The sequence below is a fragment of the Kitasatospora sp. NPDC053057 genome, assembly GCF_044546945.1.
Taxonomy (GTDB): domain Bacteria; phylum Actinomycetota; class Actinomycetes; order Streptomycetales; family Streptomycetaceae; genus Kitasatospora.
In genome coordinates this window covers 453,279-469,725 of sequence record NZ_JBITZP010000001.1, presented here as the reverse complement: position 1 = coordinate 469,725, position 16,447 = coordinate 453,279, and the positions used below count along the sequence as shown (strand labels likewise).

Below are 16,447 nucleotides of genomic sequence, written 5' to 3'. Positions count from 1 at the left end.
TCTCGCGGGGCGTACGGCCGCCGGTTGCACGCCCGGTGCGACCGTTCAAGGGCGGAACCCCACGCCCGCCACTCCGGCGATCCGCTCGGGGTGCTCGCCGACCGTGCCCGGCTGGTCCGGTCGCCACCACGGCAGCGGAACCACGCCGGGCTCGACCAGCTCGAAGCCGGCGAACATGGCGGTGACCTGCTCGTTGGTGCGCATGGTCAGTGGGGTCGGGGTCATCCGGTAGAGGTTCTGGTGGTCCTCGGCCTGGTCCGGGCGGGCCTCCAGGGAGGCGTGCGAGAGGGCCAGCGCGCTGCCGGCCGGGAGCCGGTCGCGGATCGTGCCGGTCAGCTTCCAGGGGTCCTCATCGTCGCTGACGAAGTGGGCGACGGCCACCAGCAGGACGGCCACCGGCTCGCCCTCGGCCAGCAGTGCGGCCACCTCGGGGCGGCTCAGCAGGTCCTCGACGTCGCGCAGGTCGGCCTGGACGACGGAGCTGTCCGGGTCGCCCTCCAGCAGCAGGCGGCTGTGGGCGACGGCGACCGGGTCGCGGTCCACGTAGACGACCTTCGCGCCGGGGCGGATCGCGCGGACGATCTCGTGCACGGCGCCGAAGGTGGGGATGCCGGAGCCGATGTCCAGGAAGCGGGTGATGCCCTGCTCGGCGAGGAAGGTCACGGCGCGGCGCAGGAAGGCCCGGTTGGAGCGCATGATCTGGGGCAGCTCGGGCCACAGGGCGAGCGCCTTGCGGGCCATCTCCCGGTCGACCTCGAAGTTGTGCGAGCCCCCGAGGTAGTAGTCGTAGACCCGCGCGGCGTTCGGTTTGTCCAGGTCCGTACCTTCCGGTACCCAGCTCGGTCGCCGCATGCCTGTGACTCCTTCACTCCGGTTCCGGGGGTGCAGCGCCTGGGGATGCTGCCGTGACTGATGAGACTACAAGCACACAAGATCCTCCCCCGCACCCCGAACGGGTGCAAGCGGAGTGCACGCTTCCCTGCGATCTGCGCCCTTTGCCCTGAATTTACCGGGCGTTCGCTCCCTGCCGAGGAGCGTCGAGCGGCGGGGATACGGCCCACGGACGCCAACTCGGCGTCCGGCCGCCCCCGTTCGCCCCACGGGCAGCGGGCGCCCGACTAGGGTGGGCCCGTGGATCCCAACCACTACCGCTTCCGGGGCGTGTGGCGGCTCGCGGCACCCGCGTCGGCGGTGTACGCGGCGCTGGAGGACGTCCGGAGCTACCCGCTGTGGTGGCCGGAGATCCGCGAGACCCGGGAGACCGGACCGGATTCCGGAGAGGTGGTGATCCGCGCGCTGCTGCCGTACCGGCTGGTGATCGGCCTGGAGACGCGCCGGCGCGACCCGGCGGCCGGGGTGCTGGAGGCGGTGATGCGGGGCGACCTCGACGGGTGGTCGCGGTTCACCGTCACGGCGGACGGGCCGGGCGGCGCGGGGTGCCGGGTGCTGTTCGAGGAGGACACCCGGCCGGGCAGAGCGCTGCTGCGACGCCTCGCGCTGCCGCTGCACCCGCTGTTCCGGGCCAACCACGCGGTGATGATGCGCCGGGGGCGCCGGGGGCTGGCGGCCTACCTGGCGGGCGGCGGCGGACGAGAGGCAGCGAACAGATGACAGCTGACAACTTTCAGCGAACAGCTGACAGCTTTCGAAATCTGTCAGCTGTCAGCGGCCCGCCCGTCTCCCCCTTCGCCTTCGACGCCCCCTTCGACCGCACCGCCACCGGCAGCAGCAAGTGGGCCCGGGCCGCCGCCCCCGGCGTGATCCCGATGGGCCTGGCGGACATGGACCTGCCCGGCCCGCCCGCCGTCGCCGAGGCACTGGAACGACGCGCCCGCCACCGCGCGTACGGCTACACCGTCTGCGACCCGGCCGGGCGGACCCTGGTCGCCGACTGGTACCGCGCCCGGCACGGCGCCGAGGTGGATCCCGACTGGGTCCTGCTTCTCCCCTGCGGCCCGCGCACCACCCTGCGCCTCCTCCTGGAGACCGTACGGAGCGACGCCGCCCATCCCCAGGCCCCCGTCCTCTTCCCCACCCCCGAGTGGGGCGGCTTCGCCCAGCTCTGCCGCGCCGCCGGCCTCCCGTACCGCGAACTGCCGCTGCACCTCGGCCCGAACACCGGCTACCGCTCCCCGCGCGGCCCGCTCCCCCGCCCCGCCGCCGCCGTGCTGCTGAGCAACCCGCACAACCCCTCCGGCACGGTGTGGCCGACCGGCTACGTGCGCGGCCTCGCCGGGTGGGCGGCGGACAGCGGCGCACTGCTGGTCTCGGACGAGGTGCACGGCGACCTCACCCATCCCGGCCTGGCCCACCCCGTCGCCGTCACCACCGCCGACCCCGCCGTGCGGCACCGCGTCGTCACCCTGAACTCGGTCGGCAAGACCTTCAACTGCTCCGGCATCCCCAGCAGTTTCGCCCTCGTCCCCGATCCCGGGCTGCGCGCCCGCCTCACCGACACCCTGGCCGGCTACGGCCTCTGGGAGGGCGGCCTGCTGGAGCAGACCGTGCAGCGGGCCGCCCTGGCCGAGGGCGGCCCCTGGCTGGACGCGCTGCTCGCCCACCTCGCCGCCGCCCGCACCCGGCTCACCGAGCGCCTCGGCCCCGCCGTCCGCTCCCCCGCGCGGGCCTCCTACCTGCTCTGGCTGGACGCCGCCGCCCTCGGCCTGCCACCCGCGACCGCCCGTGCGGCGCTGCTGGAGCGCTGCGGCCTGGAGGCCTCCGACGGCGCCGAGTTCGGCCCGGGCGGCGCGGGCTCACTACGCCTCAACTACGCCCTGCCGGGCCCCGTGCTGGACACCGTGCTGGAGCGACTGGACCGGCTGTGACCGGGGCATGTGCCCCTGTCGAAAACGCCGCCGGCACCCCCGGCGGAGGCACTCCCGAGCCCCCGCATTCACCCGATCGCCACGTCCCTGACCTGCCGAAACGAACATTCACGCGATATTTGCGAAGCGGCCCCGCATGCTCCGTATCAGACTGGGCAGGGTAGACCGGGCCGCAATCGTGATCCCGAGGATGGTGAGTCCGGTGATACCGACATCCCGCACCACTCCGCCCGACAGGCAGAGCGCACCACCGCCCCCCACGGGGGTGACCCCGCTGACCGAATCGGGGGCGCGCAGCCACGTGTCGGGCGTCTGTTTCAAGATCGGACCCCCCAGCCTGGTGGGTGTCGAGGTCGAGTGGTTCGTCCATGACGACCGATGTCCCACCCGTCCCGTCCAGCCGGAACTGCTCCACGCCGCGCTGGAGTCGCTGCCCCTCGGCGGCCCCGACGGCACCTCGCTCCCCTCCGGTTCGCGTCTCACGCTCGAACCCGGCGGACAGGTCGAGCTCAGCTCCCCGCCCGCTACCGGCCTCCTGGCCTGCGTCGACGACACCCGTCGCGATCTGACCGCCCTGCGGGCCGCCTTCGCGGCCCAGGGCCTGCGACTCACCGGCACCGGCACGGATCCACTCGCCCGCCCCCGCCGGATGGTGCTGGACCACCCCCGCTACCTCGCGATGGAGCGTTTCTTCGACTCGGCCGGCCCCTGGGGCCGGGTCATGATGACCGGTACCGCCTCCGTTCAGGTGTGCCTGGACGCCGGCGACACGGACGGTCCGCACGCGGCCGAACGACGCTGGCAGCTGGTCCACCGGCTGGGCCCGGTGCTGGTCGCCGCCTTCGCCAACTCCCCGCTCCTGGACGGCAAGCCGACCGGCCACCGGTCCACCCGGCAGACCGTCTGGTCCCGGATGGACCCGACCCGCACCCTCGCCCCCGAGCCGGACCACGGCGACCCGCGCGAGGCCTGGGCCCGGTACGTGCTGGACGCCCAAGTCCTGTGCGTGCAGAGGCCGGAGGGCCTGCCCTGGACGGCCCCGCCCGACCTGACCTTCCGTGACTGGATCCGTGGCGGTGGCGAACGCCCGCCCACGCTGGCCGACTTGGAGTACCACTGCACCACCCTGTTCCCGCCGGTGCGCCCGCGCGGCCACCTGGAGCTGCGGATGATCGACGCCCAGCCCGGGGACGGCTGGATGGTGGTCACCGCGCTGGTCGCCGCGCTGCTGGACGACCCGGTGGCCGCCGACGCCGTGTTCGCCGCCCTGGAGCCGCTGGACGCCTTCGACCGGCAACAGGGCGCCGCCGCCCCGCGCCCGCCGCGCAGCGCGGCCTGGCGCCGCGCCGCCACCCTGGGCGTCACCGACCCCGAGCTGCGCCGCGCCGCCCTCACCTGCTTCGCCGCCGCCGACGCCGCGCTGGGCCGCCTGCCCGGCGCCGGGCGGCTGCGCACCGCCGTCGCCGAGTTCGCCGAGCGCTACCCCGCACGCGGCCGCTGCCCGGCCGACGACCAGCTGGACGCCCTGCGGTCCGGCACCCGACGTACTCCGCCGGAGGAGGCATCATGACCGACGTCCGACCGCCCGCCGCCCCGGATACGGGGACGACGGGGACCGAGGCGCTGCGCGAGACCATCGCCGCCGAACTGCTCGCCGCCCGCGCCCGGACCGCCGCCCTGACCGACTGCGTCGAGGACGCCGACCTCACCGCCCAGCACTCCCCGCTGATGTCCCCGCTGGTCTGGGACCTCGCGCACATCGGGAACCAGGAGGAGCTCTGGCTGCTGCGCAACGTCGGCGGCCGCGACCCGCTGCACCCCGAGATCGACCCGCTGTACGACGCGTTCCAGCACCCCCGGGCCGAGCGCCCCAGCCTGCCGTTGCTGCCGCCCGCCGAGGCCCGTAACTACGCCCACGAGGTGCGCGGCCGGGTGCTGGACCTGCTGGCCGCCAGCCCGTTGGAGGGCGCGCCGCTGCTGGACGCCGGGTTCGCCTTCGGGATGATCGCCCAGCACGAACAGCAGCACGACGAGACGATGCTGATCACCCACCAGCTCCGCCGGGGCGAACCCGCGCTGGCCGCTCCCCCGCCACCGCCCGCCCCCGCCGACGCGGCCACCCTGCCGGCCGAAGTCCTGATCCCCGCGGGCCCGTTCACCATGGGCACGGACACCGAGCCGTGGGCACTGGACAACGAGCGTCCGGCGCACACCGTCGACCTGCCGGCCTACCTCCTGGACACCACCCCGGTCACCAACGCCGCCTACCAGCGCTTCATCGCCGACGGCGGCTACGACGACCCGCGCTGGTGGACCGAGGAGGGCTGGGAGCACTGCAGGCGGGCCGACCTGAGCGCCCCACTGTTCTGGAAGCGCCAGGACGGCCAGTGGCTGCGCCGCCGCTTCGGCACGGTGGAGCCAGTCCCGCCGAAAGAGCCTGTGCTGCACGTCAGTTGGTACGAGGCGGACGCGTACGCCCGCTGGTCCGGGCGCCGGCTGCCGACCGAGGCCGAGTGGGAGAAGGCGGCCCGGCACGACCCGGCCACCGGCCGCTCCCGACGCTACCCGTGGGGCGACGGCCCGCCCGGCCCCGAGCAGGCCAACCTCGGCCAGCGCCACCTGCGCCCGGCCGCCGCCGGCAGCTACCCGGACGGCCAGTCCCCGTACGGTGTCCGGCAGTTGATGGGCGACGTGTGGGAGTGGACGGCCAGCGACCTCCAGCCCTACCCGGGGTTCCGGGCCTGGCCGTACAAGGAGTACTCGGAGGTCTTCTTCGGGCCCGAGTACAAGGTGCTGCGCGGCGGCTGCTTCGCGGTGGCGCCGGTCGCCTGCCGGGGCACCTTCCGCAACTGGGACTACCCCGTCCGGCGGCAGATCTTCTCCGGCTTCCGCACCGCCCGCAGCCTGGAGGCGGACTGATGTGCCGTCACATCGCCTACCTGGGCGAGCCGGTGGCGCCGCAGGAGCTGCTGGTGCACCCGCCGTACGCGCTGTACCGGCAGTCCTGGGCACCCCGGACCCAGCAGTACGGGACGGTCAACGTGGACGGCTTCGGCCTGGGCTGGTACGCGGACGGCGACGAACTGCCCGCCCGCTACCGCCGGGCCGGGCCGATCTGGGCGGACGCGACCTTCGCCGACCTCGCCCGGGTGATCCGCACCCGGGCCCTGCTGGCCGCCGTCCGCTCCGCCACCGAGGGCTGCGCGGCGGGTGAGGGCGCGGCCGCGCCGTTCACCGCCGGGCGCTGGCTGTTCAGCCACAACGGCGCGGTGGCGGGCTGGCCCGGCAAGCTGGACGCGCTGGCCGCCCTGCTGCCGCCCGCCGAGTTGCTGGAGCTGGAGGCCCGCAGCGACTCGGCCCTGCTGTGGGCGCTTACCCTGCGCCGGCTGCGCCGGGGTGCGGACCTCGGCGAGGCACTGGCGGGCACGGTGGCCGACGTCGCCGCGCACACCACTGGGCGGCTCAACCTGCTGCTCACCGACGGCACCGCGCTCGCCGCGACCACCTGGGGCGACACCCTGCACCACCGGAGCCTGCCCGGCCTCGGCACGGTGGTGGCCTCGGAGCCGTACGACGACGCCCCGGGCTGGACGCCCGTCCCGGACGGCTCCCTGCTGCTGGCCGACGCCGGGAGCGTCCGCGTCCAGCAGCTCCCCAGCCACTACTGACCTTCCACTCTCCCTTCATCTTCTGAACAGAGGAACCACCCTGTCATGGACACATTCGATCTCACCCGACTGCTGCCCGCCGACCACTTCAGCACCGCCCTGCACCACGACGTCCGGCGGGGGCTGACCGCCGACCCCAAGTGGCTGCCGCCGAAGTGGTTCTACGACGCGCGGGGCAGCGAGCTGTTCGAGGAGATCACCCGGCTGCCCGAGTACTACCCGACCCGCGCCGAGCGGGCCATCCTCACCGCCCGGGCCGGCGAGATCGCCGCCGCCACCCGGGCCCGCACCCTGGTCGAGCTGGGCTCCGGCTCCTCCGAGAAGACCCGGCTGCTGCTGGACGCGCTGCGCTCGCTCGACACCCTGGAGGACTACGTCCCGGTGGACGTCAGCGAGAGCGCGCTGACCTCGGCCGGCGCCGCGCTCGCCGCCGAGTACCCCGGACTGGCGGTGCACGGCGTGCTGGCCGACTTCACCGCCCGGCTCGGTCTGCCCCCGGAGGGCGGCCCCCGCCTGGTCGCCTTCCTCGGCGGCACCCTCGGCAACCTGCTGCCGCAGGAGCGCGCCGCCTTCCTGCGCGGGCTGCGCGCCGCCCTGGACCCTGGCGACTTCCTGCTGCTCGGCACCGACCTGGTCAAGGACCCGGCGGTGCTGGTCGCCGCGTACGACGACCGCGCCGGGGTGACGGCCGAATTCAACCGCAACGTGCTCAACGTGCTCAACCGCGAGCTGGGCGCCGACTTCGACCCGGACGCCTTCGAGCACGTCGCCCTCTGGGACCCGGAGCAGGAGTGGGTCGAGATGCGGCTGCGCTCGCTGCGCTCGCAGACCGTGAAGATCCCGGCCCTGGACCTGCCGGTGCACTTCGACCTGGGCGAGGAGCTGCGCACCGAGGTCTCGGCCAAGTTCCGCCGGGAGCGGGTGGCCGGGGAGCTGGCCGCGGCCGGGATGCGGCTGACCCACTGGTGGACCGACCCCGAGGGCCGGTTCGGGCTCTCGCTGTCCGCCCCGGCGTGAGCCGCGGCACCGGAGTCGCTGGCGGAAGCACCGAGGAAGCTCAATTTGCTTGTTCACCTTACGAATTCTCGGAGCACAGCTTGAGCTTCCCCGTGTACAAAGCTTGAACGAATAGGGGTTACGATCTCGGCTACCGAGCTCAGCGTTGAGTACCAGGAGTCAAGATCGTGAGCGTCACCCAGAAGCCCTCCGGGGCGGCCGAGGCCACCGCGCCCGGCCGCCTCGGCTTCGTCGTCTTCATCACCGCCGCCGCAGCCCTCGGCGGCTTCCTGTTCGGCTACGACAGCTCCGTGATCAACGGCGCCGTCTCCGGCATCCAGGGGAAGTTCGGAGTCGGCAGCGGCGAGACCGGCCTGATCGTCTCCTCGGCGCTGCTGGGCTCGGCGGTCGGCGCCGCGCTGGCCGGCCGGTTCGCCGACCGCTACGGCCGCATCAAGGTCATGAAGGCGGGCGCGCTGCTGTTCGCGGTCAGCGCCGTCGGCTCGATGATGCCCTTCTCCCCCTGGGACCTCGCCCTGTGGCGCGTCCTCGGCGGCGCGGCCATCGGCATCGCCTCGGTGATCGCCCCGACCTACATCGCCGAGGTCGCCCCGACCAAGTACCGGGGCCGGCTGGCCTCGTTCCAGCAGGCCGCGATCGTGCTCGGCATCGCGATATCCCAGCTGGTCAACTGGGTGCTGGCGGACGCCGCCGGCGGCGACACCCGCGGCCACCTGCTCGGCCTGGAGGCCTGGCAGTGGATGCTCGGCATCTGCGTCGTCCCGGCCGTGGTCTACTTCGTGCTGTCCTCGGTGATCCCCGAGTCCCCGCGCTACCTGATCCAGGCCGAGCGCCTGGACGAGGCCCGCAAGGTGCTGACCGAGGTCGAGGGCGAGGGCATCGACACCGACGCCCGGATCGCCGAGATCCAGTCGCTGATCGCCTCCGACCACCGCCCGCGCTTCCGCGACCTGCTCGGCGGCCGCTTCGGCCTGCTCCCGATCGTCTGGGTCGGCATCGGCCTGTCGGTCTTCCAGCAGCTGGTCGGCATCAACGTGATCTTCTACTACTCGTCGATCCTGTGGCAGTCCGTCGGCATCGACCAGAGCAACTCGCTGCTGATCAGCTTCATCGGCTCGGTCATCAACATCCTCGGCACCGTGATCGCGATCCTGCTGGTCGACCGGATCGGCCGCAAGCCGCTCGCCCTGATCGGCTCGGCCGGCATGGCCGTCACCCTCGCCGCGGCCGGCTGGGCGTTCTCCTCCGCGACCGGCTCCGGCGACAACGTCTCGCTGCCCGACCTGCAGGGCACCGTCGCGCTGATCTCCGCCAACGCCTTCGTGCTGTTCTTCGCGATGTCCTGGGGCGTGGTCGTCTGGGTGATGCTCGGCGAGATGTTCCCCAACCGGGTCCGTGCCGCCGCGCTGTCCGTCGCCGCCTCCGCGCAGTGGATCGCCAACTGGGTGATCACCGTGTCGTTCCCGTCGCTCTCGCGCTGGAACCTCTCGGCGACCTACCTGGTGTACGCGGCCTTCGCGGCGCTGTCGATCGTCTTCGTGGCGAAGTTCATGAAGGAGACCAAGGGCGTCCGACTGGAGGACATGGGCTGACCAGTCCGTCCATCGGCTGGTCCGACAATCAGGCCTCCGGCCCCCGCACCCTAGCGCGCTCGGCGCGGGTGCGGGGGCCGAATCGTTCACTCTCTGCGGTGGGTCCGCGACCTCCGGTACTCCTGTGCGACAGGAGGGATGTGTCCTTGATCTTCAACCGGCTCCGCACCCGCAGATCCGCCGTCGCCCCGAGCGGCGGCTGTCCGTACGCCCACGCCCACCCGGCCCACGCCACGGGCGCGTTCCCGCAGGTCGTGCCCCCGCAGCGACCGGCGGCCCCACAGCAGCCAGCGACGCCATCGCAACCGGCCCCGCGCCCACCGGAGCGGCGACTACCGTCCGCGCCGGCGCCGTTCACCGACCCCGACCGGGCCGACGAGTTCATTCGCCAGTTCCACCGCGAGCAGCCCGCCGCCGGTGACCCGGAGCCCAGGCTGCGCGCCGTCCGGGAGGAGATCGACCGCACCGGCACTTACCGGCACACCGTCGTCGAACTCGCCTACGGCGCCAAGCTCGCCTGGCGCAACGCCGCCCGCTGCATCGGCCGGCTGTACTGGCGCAGCCTGGTGGTCCGCGACCTGCGCCACCTGTCCTCCGCCGACGACATCGCCGCCGAGTGCTTCGAGCACCTGCGACTGGCGGGCAACGACGGCCGGATCCGCCCGGTGGTCTCGGTGTTCGCCCCCGACCGCCCGGGCCGACCGGCCGCGCGGATCCTCAACCAGCAGCTGGTCCGCTACGCCGGGCACCTGGTCGACGACGCCGTGGTCGGCGACCCGGCGGGCACAGAACTCGCCGCCCGGGCCCGCGAACTCGGCTGGAAGTGCGCCGAGGACCGCTTCGAGGCACTGCCGCTGCTGATCCAGGAACGGCCGGGCGAACGCCCGCAGTGGTACGAACTGCCGGACGACACCACCCTGGAGGTGCCGCTGAGCCACCCCGAGCACGCCTGGTTCGCCGAGCTCGGGCTGCGCTGGTACGCGGTGCCCGCGATCAGCGACATGACGCTGGAGATCGGCGGCGTCCGCTACCCCACCGCGCCGTTCAACGGCTGGTACATGGGCACCGAGATCGGCGCCCGCAACCTCGCCGACGCCGACCGCTACGCCATGCTCGGCACCGTCGCCGAGCGGCTGGGTCTGGACACCTCCAGCGACCGCACGCTCTGGCGCGACCGCGCCCTGGTCGAGCTCAACCTCGCGGTGCTGCACTCGTTCCAGGAGGCCGGGGTGACGATCGCCGACCACCACACCGAGTCGGAGCGCTTCCTCAAGCACGTCGCCCAGGAGCAGCGGCTCGGCCGCCCGACCCCGGCGGACTGGAGCTGGATCGTGCCCCCGGTCTCCGGCGGGCTGACACCGGTCTACCACCGGTACTACGACCCGGTGGACCCGGATCAGCGACCTGCCTTCCTCGCCCGCGAGCCCTGGTAGGACGCCGGGCACCACAGTCCGGACGCCCCAGCCCCCGGCCCTACGACGACCGCGCCGCCAGGCGCTCGAAGCGCAGGACGAGTCCGTCCAGCAGCGCCTCCAGCCCGGTCTCGAAGGCGCCCTCGTCGACCGTCCCCCGGTGCCCGGCGAGCCGGTGCGCCTCACCGAGGTGCGGGTAGTCGGCCGCGTCGTAGACCTCGGCGTCGGCCGGGAAGCCGGCCGCGAAGGAGGCGAGTGCGGAGCCGGTGACGAAGTAGCGCATCAGCGCGCCGATCCGGGTGGCCTGGCCGCGCGGCCAGCCCGACTCGACCAGGTGGCCGAAGACGGCGTCGGCCAGGCGCAGCGCGTTGGGCCGCCGCCCCGGCCCCTGGGCGAGCACCGGGACGATGTTGGGGTGGGCGGCCAGCGCGGCGCGGTAGGAGCGCGCCCACGCGTGCAGCGCCTCCGGCCAGGGGGTCCTCGGCCCGGCCGGGAGGCCCTCACCCTCGCCCTCGCCCGTACCCGCAACGCCGTCGAACATCGACAAGTCGACTTCACCGATGACGCTGTCCACCACCGCGTCCAGCAGTTCGTCCTTGGTGGCGAAGTGGTTGTAGAGCGAGGGCCCGCTGACCGACAGCTCGGTGGCGAGGCGACGGGTGGAGAGGGCCTCCAGGCCCTCGTCGTCGATCAGCCGCAGGGCGGCGGCGACGATGCGCTCTCGGCTGAGCAGCGGGGTGCGCGGGCGGGCCATCGCGGCGACTTCCTCCGTTTCCTCCGGCCGGTTTCCCCCGGTCGGGTGGGTGGGGACCGATTCCGGCAGGCGCCCCTTCCCAGCGCGGGCCCACCGGGGCTACAGTCCCCTCGTAAAACTTGCAGCGCTAGTTTAATCGCGTCCCGCCCATCGGTCGGGAGTCGGGAGCCGCCGTGAACCTGGAGTTTTCCGAGGAGCAGAGCGCCGTCCGGGACCTCGCCGCCGCCTTCACCGACCGCGAGATCGCGCCGTACGCCGCCGAGTGGGACCGCGCCGAGTCGGTGGACCGCGCGATCATCGGCAAGCTCGGGAAGATCGGCTTCCTCGGTCTGACCATCCCCGAGGAGTACGGCGGCAGCGGCGGCGACCACCTCGCGTACTGCCTGGTGCTGGAGGAGCTCGGGCGCGGCGACTCGGCCGTGCGTGGGATCGTCTCGGTCTCGCTCGGCCTGGTCGGCAAGTCGATCAACGCCTTCGGCACGGAGGAGCAGAAGCGGCAATGGCTGCCCCGGCTCACCTCCGGCGAGGCACTCGGCTGCTTCGCGCTCACTGAGCCCGGCACCGGCTCGGACGCCGCCAACCTCACCACCCGGGCGGTGCGCGACGGCGACGACTGGCTGATCAGCGGCGCCAAGATGTTCATCACCAACGGCACCTGGGCCGACGTCGCGCTGGTCTTCGCCCGCACCGGCGGCAGCGAGCCCGAGCAGCGGGGCCACCGGGGCATCACCGCCTTCCTGGTCCCCACCGACCTGCCCGGCTTCGGCCGCACCGAGATCCACGGCAAGCTCGGCCTGCGCGGCCAGGCCACCGCCGAACTCGCCCTGGACGGCGTCCGGGTGCCCGACAGCGCCCGGCTGGGCGAGGTCGGCAAGGGCTTCACGGTGGCGATGGCCGCCCTGGCCAAGGGGCGGATGTCGGTCGCGGCCGGCTGCGTCGGCATCGCCCGCGCCTGCCTGGAGGCCGCCGTCCGATACGCGGGCGAGCGCGAGCAGTTCGGCAAGCCGATCGCCTCGCACCAGCTCGTCCAGGAGCTGCTGGCCGGCATCGCGGTGGACGTCGAGGCCGCCCGGCTGCTCACCTGGAAGGTCGCCGACCACATCGAACGCGGCCTGCCGTTCGCCACCGAATCCTCCGTCGCCAAGCTCTACGCGAGCGAGGCCGCCGTCCGGGCCGCGAACAACGCGCTCCAGGTGTTCGGCGGCTACGGCTTCATCGACGAGTACCCCGTCGGCAAGTACCTGCGCGACGCCCGGGTGATGACCCTCTACGAGGGCACCAGCCAGATCCACCAACTGCTCATCGGGCGTGCCCTGACCGGCGTCAACGCCTTCTGAGATCCGTAAGCGCATCCCACCCCTCTCGACAAGGAGCACGACGTGCGTCCCGTCTACTTCGCCGCAGCCCGCCGCACACCCATCGGCCGGCTGCGCGGAGCGCTCGCCACGGTCCGCCCGGACGACCTCTCGGCCACCGTGCTGCGCGCCCTGCTCGCCGACGTACCCGCCCTCGACCCGGCCCGCATCGACGACGTCTACTGGGGCGCCGCCAACCAGGCCGGCGAGGACAACCGCAACGCCGCCCGGATGGCCGTCCTGCTGGCCGGCCTGCCGGAGACCGTCCCCGGAGCCACCGTCAACCGGCTCTGCGCCTCCGGCCTGGAGGCCGTCACCCTCGCCGCCCGGGCCATCGGCTCCGGCGAGGCCGACGTGGTGCTGGCCGGCGGCTGCGAGTCGATGACCCGCGCGCCCTTCGTCCTGCCCCGCCCCGACGAGGCGCTGCCGCACCGGATCGAGACCCACGACACCCGGCTCGGCTGGCGGCTCACCAACCCGCGGATGGCCGAACTGCACGGCGTGCTCAGCATGGGCGAGACCGCCGAGGAGGTGGCGAGCCGGTACGGCATCGGGCGCGAGCGCCAGGACGCCTTCGCGCTGCGCAGCCACCAGCGCGCCGCCGCCGCCCGCAAGGACGGGCACTTCGACGCCGAGCTGATCCCGGTCGAGCGGCCGGACGGGGTGACGGTGACCCAGGACGAGGGCATCCGCGAGGACACCAGCCTGGAGAAGCTCGGCAGGCTCAAGCCGGCCTTCCGTCAGGGCGGCACCGTCACCGCCGGGAACGCCTCGCCGATGAACGACGGCGCGGCCGGGCTGGTCCTGGTCAGCGAGGAGGCGCTGCGCGACCTCGGGCTGCAGCCGCTCGGCCGGTACGTGGCCGGGGCCTCGGCCGGGGTGCACCCGGACGTCATGGGCATCGGTCCGGTGCCGGCCACGGCCAAGGTGCTCGGTCGGGCCGGGTGGCAGCTCGCCGACCTGGACACCGCCGAGCTGAACGAGGCCTTCGCCGCCCAGGCGCTGGCCTCCGCCGACGGCATCGGGTTCAGCCCGGAGCAGGCCGACGAGGTGGTCAACCCGAGCGGCGGGGCGATCGCCCTCGGCCACCCGCTGGGCGGCTCGGGCGCCCGCATCCTCACCACCCTGCTGCACCGCATGCACCGCACCGGCGCCCGGCGCGGCCTGGCCACCATGTGCGTGGGCGTGGGGCAGGGTACGGCCGTGCTGGTCGAGAACGTCTGAGGGAGTTTCCAATGAGCGGAGGAACTGACATGGCGCGTTTCGCAGGGAAGGTCGCCGTGGTGACCGGCGCGGCGCAGGGCATCGGCGCGGCCACCGCCCGCCGGCTGGCGGAGGAGGGCGCCACGGTCGCCGTGGTCGACCTGACCGCCGAGCGCGCGGCCGGGACGGTCGCCGAGATCACCGCCAAGGGCGGCACCGCCCGGGCCTACGGCTGCGACGTCGCCGACTACGACGCCGTCGACGCGGTGTTCGCGCGGGTCGCGGAGGAACTCGGCGGACTGCACATCCTGGTGAACAACGCCGGGATCACCCGGGACAACCTGTTCTTCAAGATGGCGAAGGCCGACTGGGACACCGTCCTGACCGTCAATCTCACCAGCGCGTACAACTGCAGCCACGTGGCGCAGAAGTACATGGTGGCGCAGAAGTACGGGAAGATCGTCTCGCTCAGCTCGCGCTCCGCGCTCGGCAACCGGGGCCAGGCCAACTACGCGGCGGCCAAGGCCGGCATCCAGGGGCTCACCGCGACCCTGGCGATCGAGCTGGGGCCGTTCAACATCAACGTCAACGCCGTCGCCCCCGGCTACATCGCCACCGCGATGACGGCGGCCACCGCGGAACGGGTCGGCGCCACCGCCGAGGACCACCAGGCCGAGGTGGCCGCCCGCACGCCGCTGCGCCGGGTCGGGCAGCCGGAGGAGATCGCCTCGGTGGTGGCCTTCCTGGCCAGCGAGGAGGCCTCGTACGTGAGCGGGCAGACGCTGTACGTCAACGGCGGGGCCCGGTAGTCCCGGCAGCCGGGGGGGGGTTCGGCGGCTCCGGTGGCTCCGGATTGAAGTGGGTGGGTACTGGGTAGATACGGTTAATATTCATTGAATATTACTGACGTGTCATCATATGGCCGTCCCAGGTGCGCGGTTACTTTTCCCTGGGACGGCCTTTACCTTTTCGCGTGGCCGATCATGACCATGCGCCTGGTCAGGTGACCCCACCAAATGACTATGGCATGATCATGCGGCACTCGATGGGATGTCCAAATCGACCCGACCGGACCTGGTCGGGCCCTCTGCGTCCCAAGGAGTCCCATGGGCAGCCCCGCCAACCTCCGCCGCGCCCTGGCTCTGCTCGCCGTGGGGGCCACCGCCCTCACCGCCGGCACCATCGCCGTTCCGGCCGTCGGCACCGCGACCGCCGCCCCCGCGCACGACCTCACGGGCGTGCACGTCCGCCCGGCCTCCTTCGGCCACCACCTCGCCACCACCCGCCCGGCGCCGCTGACCACCACCCAGTGCGTCAGCCAGATCGGCATCCACTGCTACTCGCCCGTCCAGTACCAGGCCGCCTACAACCTGGCCCCGCTGTACAAGGAGGGCATCACCGGCAAGGGCCGCACGATCGTCATCGTCGATTCCTTCGGCTCGCCGACCATCCAGCACGACCTGGAGGTCTTCGACAAGCAGTGGGGTCTCAAGGACACCCAGGTCGAGGTCAGGAAGTGGGGCAACGTCCCGGCCTTCGACCCGAAGAACCCCGACCACACCGGCTGGGCCGGCGAGACCACCCTGGACGTCGAGTACGCCCACGCGATCGCCCCCGACGCCCACATCGTCCTGGTCGAGACCGGTGTCGCCGAGACCGAGGGCACCACCGGCCTGCCCGAGATGATGGACGCCGAGAAGGACCTCATCAAGAAGGGCGTCGGCGACGTCATCTCGCAGAGCTTCGGCGCCACCGAGAACACCTTCCCGGGCTACGACAAGGGCGACTTCAAGTCGCTGACCGACCTGCGCTACGCCTTCAAGGCCGCCGCCGACCGCAACGTCACCGTGCTCGCCGCCTCCGGCGACAACGGCGCGACCGACTCGCAGTCCAACGGCACCGACCTGTACAAGTTCAAGGTCAACTCCTGGCCGTCCTCGGACCCGCTGGTCACCTCCGTCGGCGGCACCCAGCTGACCCTGGACGACAAGGGCAACCGCACCGCGGCCGACAAGGTGTGGCACGACAAGTCCGGCGCCGGCGGCGGCGGCGTGTCCGGCATCTTCGACCGCCCGTGGTACCAGACCGGCGTCGCGGACGTCACCGGCGACCACCGCGGCACGCCCGACATCAGCATGAGCGCGGCCGTCGACGGCGCCGCCTGGACCTACGAGTCCTACGACCCGACCGCGGTCGGCTGGCACCTCACCGGCGGCACCAGCGAGGCCACCCCGCTGTTCTCGGGCGTCGTCGCCCTCGCCGACCAGCTCGCCGGCCACCGCCTCGGCCAGCTCAACCCGAGCCTGTACGGCCTGAGCCTGCTCCCGAGCAACTGGAGCGGCATCGTGGACGTCAAGGAGGGCGACAACGGTTGGGGCGGCGTCACCGGCTACAACGCCACCGAGGGCTACGACCTCGCGAGCGGCCTCGGCACCATCGACGGCGCCAAGTTCGTCCACGCGATCGCGGGCGACGTGCAGGGCGATGACAACAGCCAGGGTGACGAGCAGTAAGCAGTCATGGCTGGTTGATGTGTGGCCTGGCTGGCGTCTGACGGCTGGTAGCTGATAGCTGACAAGTAACAGCGAACGGATAACAGATTTCGAAATCTGTTATCCGTT

14 protein-coding genes are annotated in these 16,447 nt (G+C 72.8%); 12 read left to right on the top strand and 2 right to left on the bottom strand.

Annotated elements, in window-relative coordinates; all coding sequences use genetic code 11:
* Nucleotides 1-45: 45 nt before the first annotated feature.
* The gene (locus ACIG5E_RS02130) at nt 46-852 is read right to left on the bottom strand and encodes an SAM-dependent methyltransferase (RefSeq protein WP_396530897.1); all 807 of its coding nucleotides are present in this window, start codon (nt 850-852) and stop codon (nt 46-48) included.
* Nucleotides 853-1,131: 279 nt separating this feature from the next.
* On the opposite strand from ACIG5E_RS02130, the gene ACIG5E_RS02125 reads away from it, so the two are divergent.
* From ACIG5E_RS02125 to ACIG5E_RS02090, 8 genes are all read left to right on the top strand, one after another.
* Nucleotides 1,132-1,611: an SRPBCC family protein gene (locus ACIG5E_RS02125; RefSeq protein ID WP_396530896.1), complete on the top strand. Its 480-nt coding sequence runs from the start codon at nt 1,132-1,134 to the stop codon at nt 1,609-1,611.
* Nucleotides 1,608-2,825, top strand: coding sequence for an aminotransferase class I/II-fold pyridoxal phosphate-dependent enzyme (locus ACIG5E_RS02120; protein WP_396530895.1), 1,218 nt, complete (start codon nt 1,608-1,610; stop codon nt 2,823-2,825). Before ACIG5E_RS02125 ends, ACIG5E_RS02120 begins: the two co-directional genes overlap by 4 nt.
* A 136-nt stretch (nt 2,826-2,961) precedes the next feature.
* A complete protein-coding gene (gene egtA / locus ACIG5E_RS02115) occupies nt 2,962-4,395 on the top strand; it encodes an ergothioneine biosynthesis glutamate--cysteine ligase EgtA (protein ID WP_396530894.1) in 1,434 nt (477 codons plus the stop codon).
* Entirely contained in the window at nt 4,392-5,744 is a 1,353-nt protein-coding gene (egtB, locus tag ACIG5E_RS02110; RefSeq protein WP_396530892.1) for an ergothioneine biosynthesis protein EgtB, read from the top strand. The genes egtA and egtB overlap by 4 nt, the downstream gene beginning before the upstream one ends.
* Entirely contained in the window at nt 5,744-6,493 is a 750-nt protein-coding gene (gene egtC, locus ACIG5E_RS02105) for an ergothioneine biosynthesis protein EgtC (protein ID WP_396530891.1), read from the top strand. The genes egtB and egtC overlap by 1 nt, the downstream gene beginning before the upstream one ends.
* Before the next feature lie 45 nt (nt 6,494-6,538).
* The gene (gene egtD, locus ACIG5E_RS02100) at nt 6,539-7,510 is read left to right on the top strand and encodes an L-histidine N(alpha)-methyltransferase (RefSeq protein ID WP_396530890.1); all 972 of its coding nucleotides are present in this window, start codon (nt 6,539-6,541) and stop codon (nt 7,508-7,510) included.
* Between the two features lie 167 nt (nt 7,511-7,677).
* Nucleotides 7,678-9,102, top strand: coding sequence for a sugar porter family MFS transporter (locus tag ACIG5E_RS02095; RefSeq protein ID WP_396530889.1), 1,425 nt, complete (start codon nt 7,678-7,680; stop codon nt 9,100-9,102).
* 140 nt (nt 9,103-9,242) lie between these two features.
* Nucleotides 9,243-10,535, top strand: a complete 1,293-nt coding sequence (locus tag ACIG5E_RS02090; protein ID WP_396530888.1) for a nitric oxide synthase oxygenase — start codon at nt 9,243-9,245, stop codon at nt 10,533-10,535.
* 40 nt (nt 10,536-10,575) lie between these two features.
* Here ACIG5E_RS02090 and ACIG5E_RS02085 read toward each other — a convergent pair whose 3' ends face one another.
* On the bottom strand, nt 10,576-11,268 hold the full coding sequence (locus ACIG5E_RS02085; RefSeq protein ID WP_396530887.1) for a TetR/AcrR family transcriptional regulator: 693 nt from the start codon (nt 11,266-11,268) through the stop codon (nt 10,576-10,578).
* Between the two features lie 173 nt (nt 11,269-11,441).
* Between ACIG5E_RS02085 and ACIG5E_RS02080 the strand changes: the two genes are divergently transcribed.
* The 4 genes from ACIG5E_RS02080 (at nt 11,442) to ACIG5E_RS02065 (ending at nt 16,339) form a co-directional block, all read left to right on the top strand.
* Nucleotides 11,442-12,605, top strand: a complete 1,164-nt coding sequence (locus tag ACIG5E_RS02080) for an acyl-CoA dehydrogenase family protein (RefSeq protein WP_396530886.1) — start codon at nt 11,442-11,444, stop codon at nt 12,603-12,605.
* A 42-nt stretch (nt 12,606-12,647) separates the two neighbouring features.
* Nucleotides 12,648-13,847: a thiolase family protein gene (locus tag ACIG5E_RS02075; protein WP_396530885.1), complete on the top strand. Its 1,200-nt coding sequence runs from the start codon at nt 12,648-12,650 to the stop codon at nt 13,845-13,847.
* A 29-nt stretch (nt 13,848-13,876) separates the two neighbouring features.
* Nucleotides 13,877-14,635 carry a 3-oxoacyl-ACP reductase FabG gene (fabG, locus tag ACIG5E_RS02070; RefSeq protein ID WP_396530884.1) on the top strand — a complete coding sequence of 253 codons (759 nt, stop codon included), beginning with the start codon at nt 13,877-13,879 and terminating at the stop codon, nt 14,633-14,635.
* A gap of 297 nt (nt 14,636-14,932) precedes the next feature.
* Nucleotides 14,933-16,339, top strand: coding sequence for a S8 family serine peptidase (locus ACIG5E_RS02065; protein WP_396530882.1), 1,407 nt, complete (start codon nt 14,933-14,935; stop codon nt 16,337-16,339).
* Nucleotides 16,340-16,447: the final 108 nt, after the last annotated feature.

Bases quoted from the DNA above. Each gene is read 5' to 3' on its own strand.
- egtD (WP_396530890.1), top strand. From the start codon at position 6,539: ATGGACACATTCGATCTCACCCGACTGCTGCCCGCCGACCACTTCAGC.
- egtB (WP_396530892.1), top strand. From the start codon at position 4,392: ATGACCGACGTCCGACCGCCCGCCGCCCCGGATACGGGGACGACGGGG.
- ACIG5E_RS02085 (WP_396530887.1), bottom strand. From the start codon at position 11,268: ATGGCCCGCCCGCGCACCCCGCTGCTCAGCCGAGAGCGCATCGTCGCC.
- ACIG5E_RS02065 (WP_396530882.1), top strand. From the start codon at position 14,933: ATGGGCAGCCCCGCCAACCTCCGCCGCGCCCTGGCTCTGCTCGCCGTG.
- egtA (WP_396530894.1), top strand. From the start codon at position 2,962: ATGCTCCGTATCAGACTGGGCAGGGTAGACCGGGCCGCAATCGTGATC.
- ACIG5E_RS02130 (WP_396530897.1), bottom strand. From the start codon at position 852: ATGCGGCGACCGAGCTGGGTACCGGAAGGTACGGACCTGGACAAACCG.
- egtC (WP_396530891.1), top strand. From the start codon at position 5,744: ATGTGCCGTCACATCGCCTACCTGGGCGAGCCGGTGGCGCCGCAGGAG.
- fabG (WP_396530884.1), top strand. From the start codon at position 13,877: ATGGCGCGTTTCGCAGGGAAGGTCGCCGTGGTGACCGGCGCGGCGCAG.
- ACIG5E_RS02120 (WP_396530895.1), top strand. From the start codon at position 1,608: ATGACAGCTGACAACTTTCAGCGAACAGCTGACAGCTTTCGAAATCTG.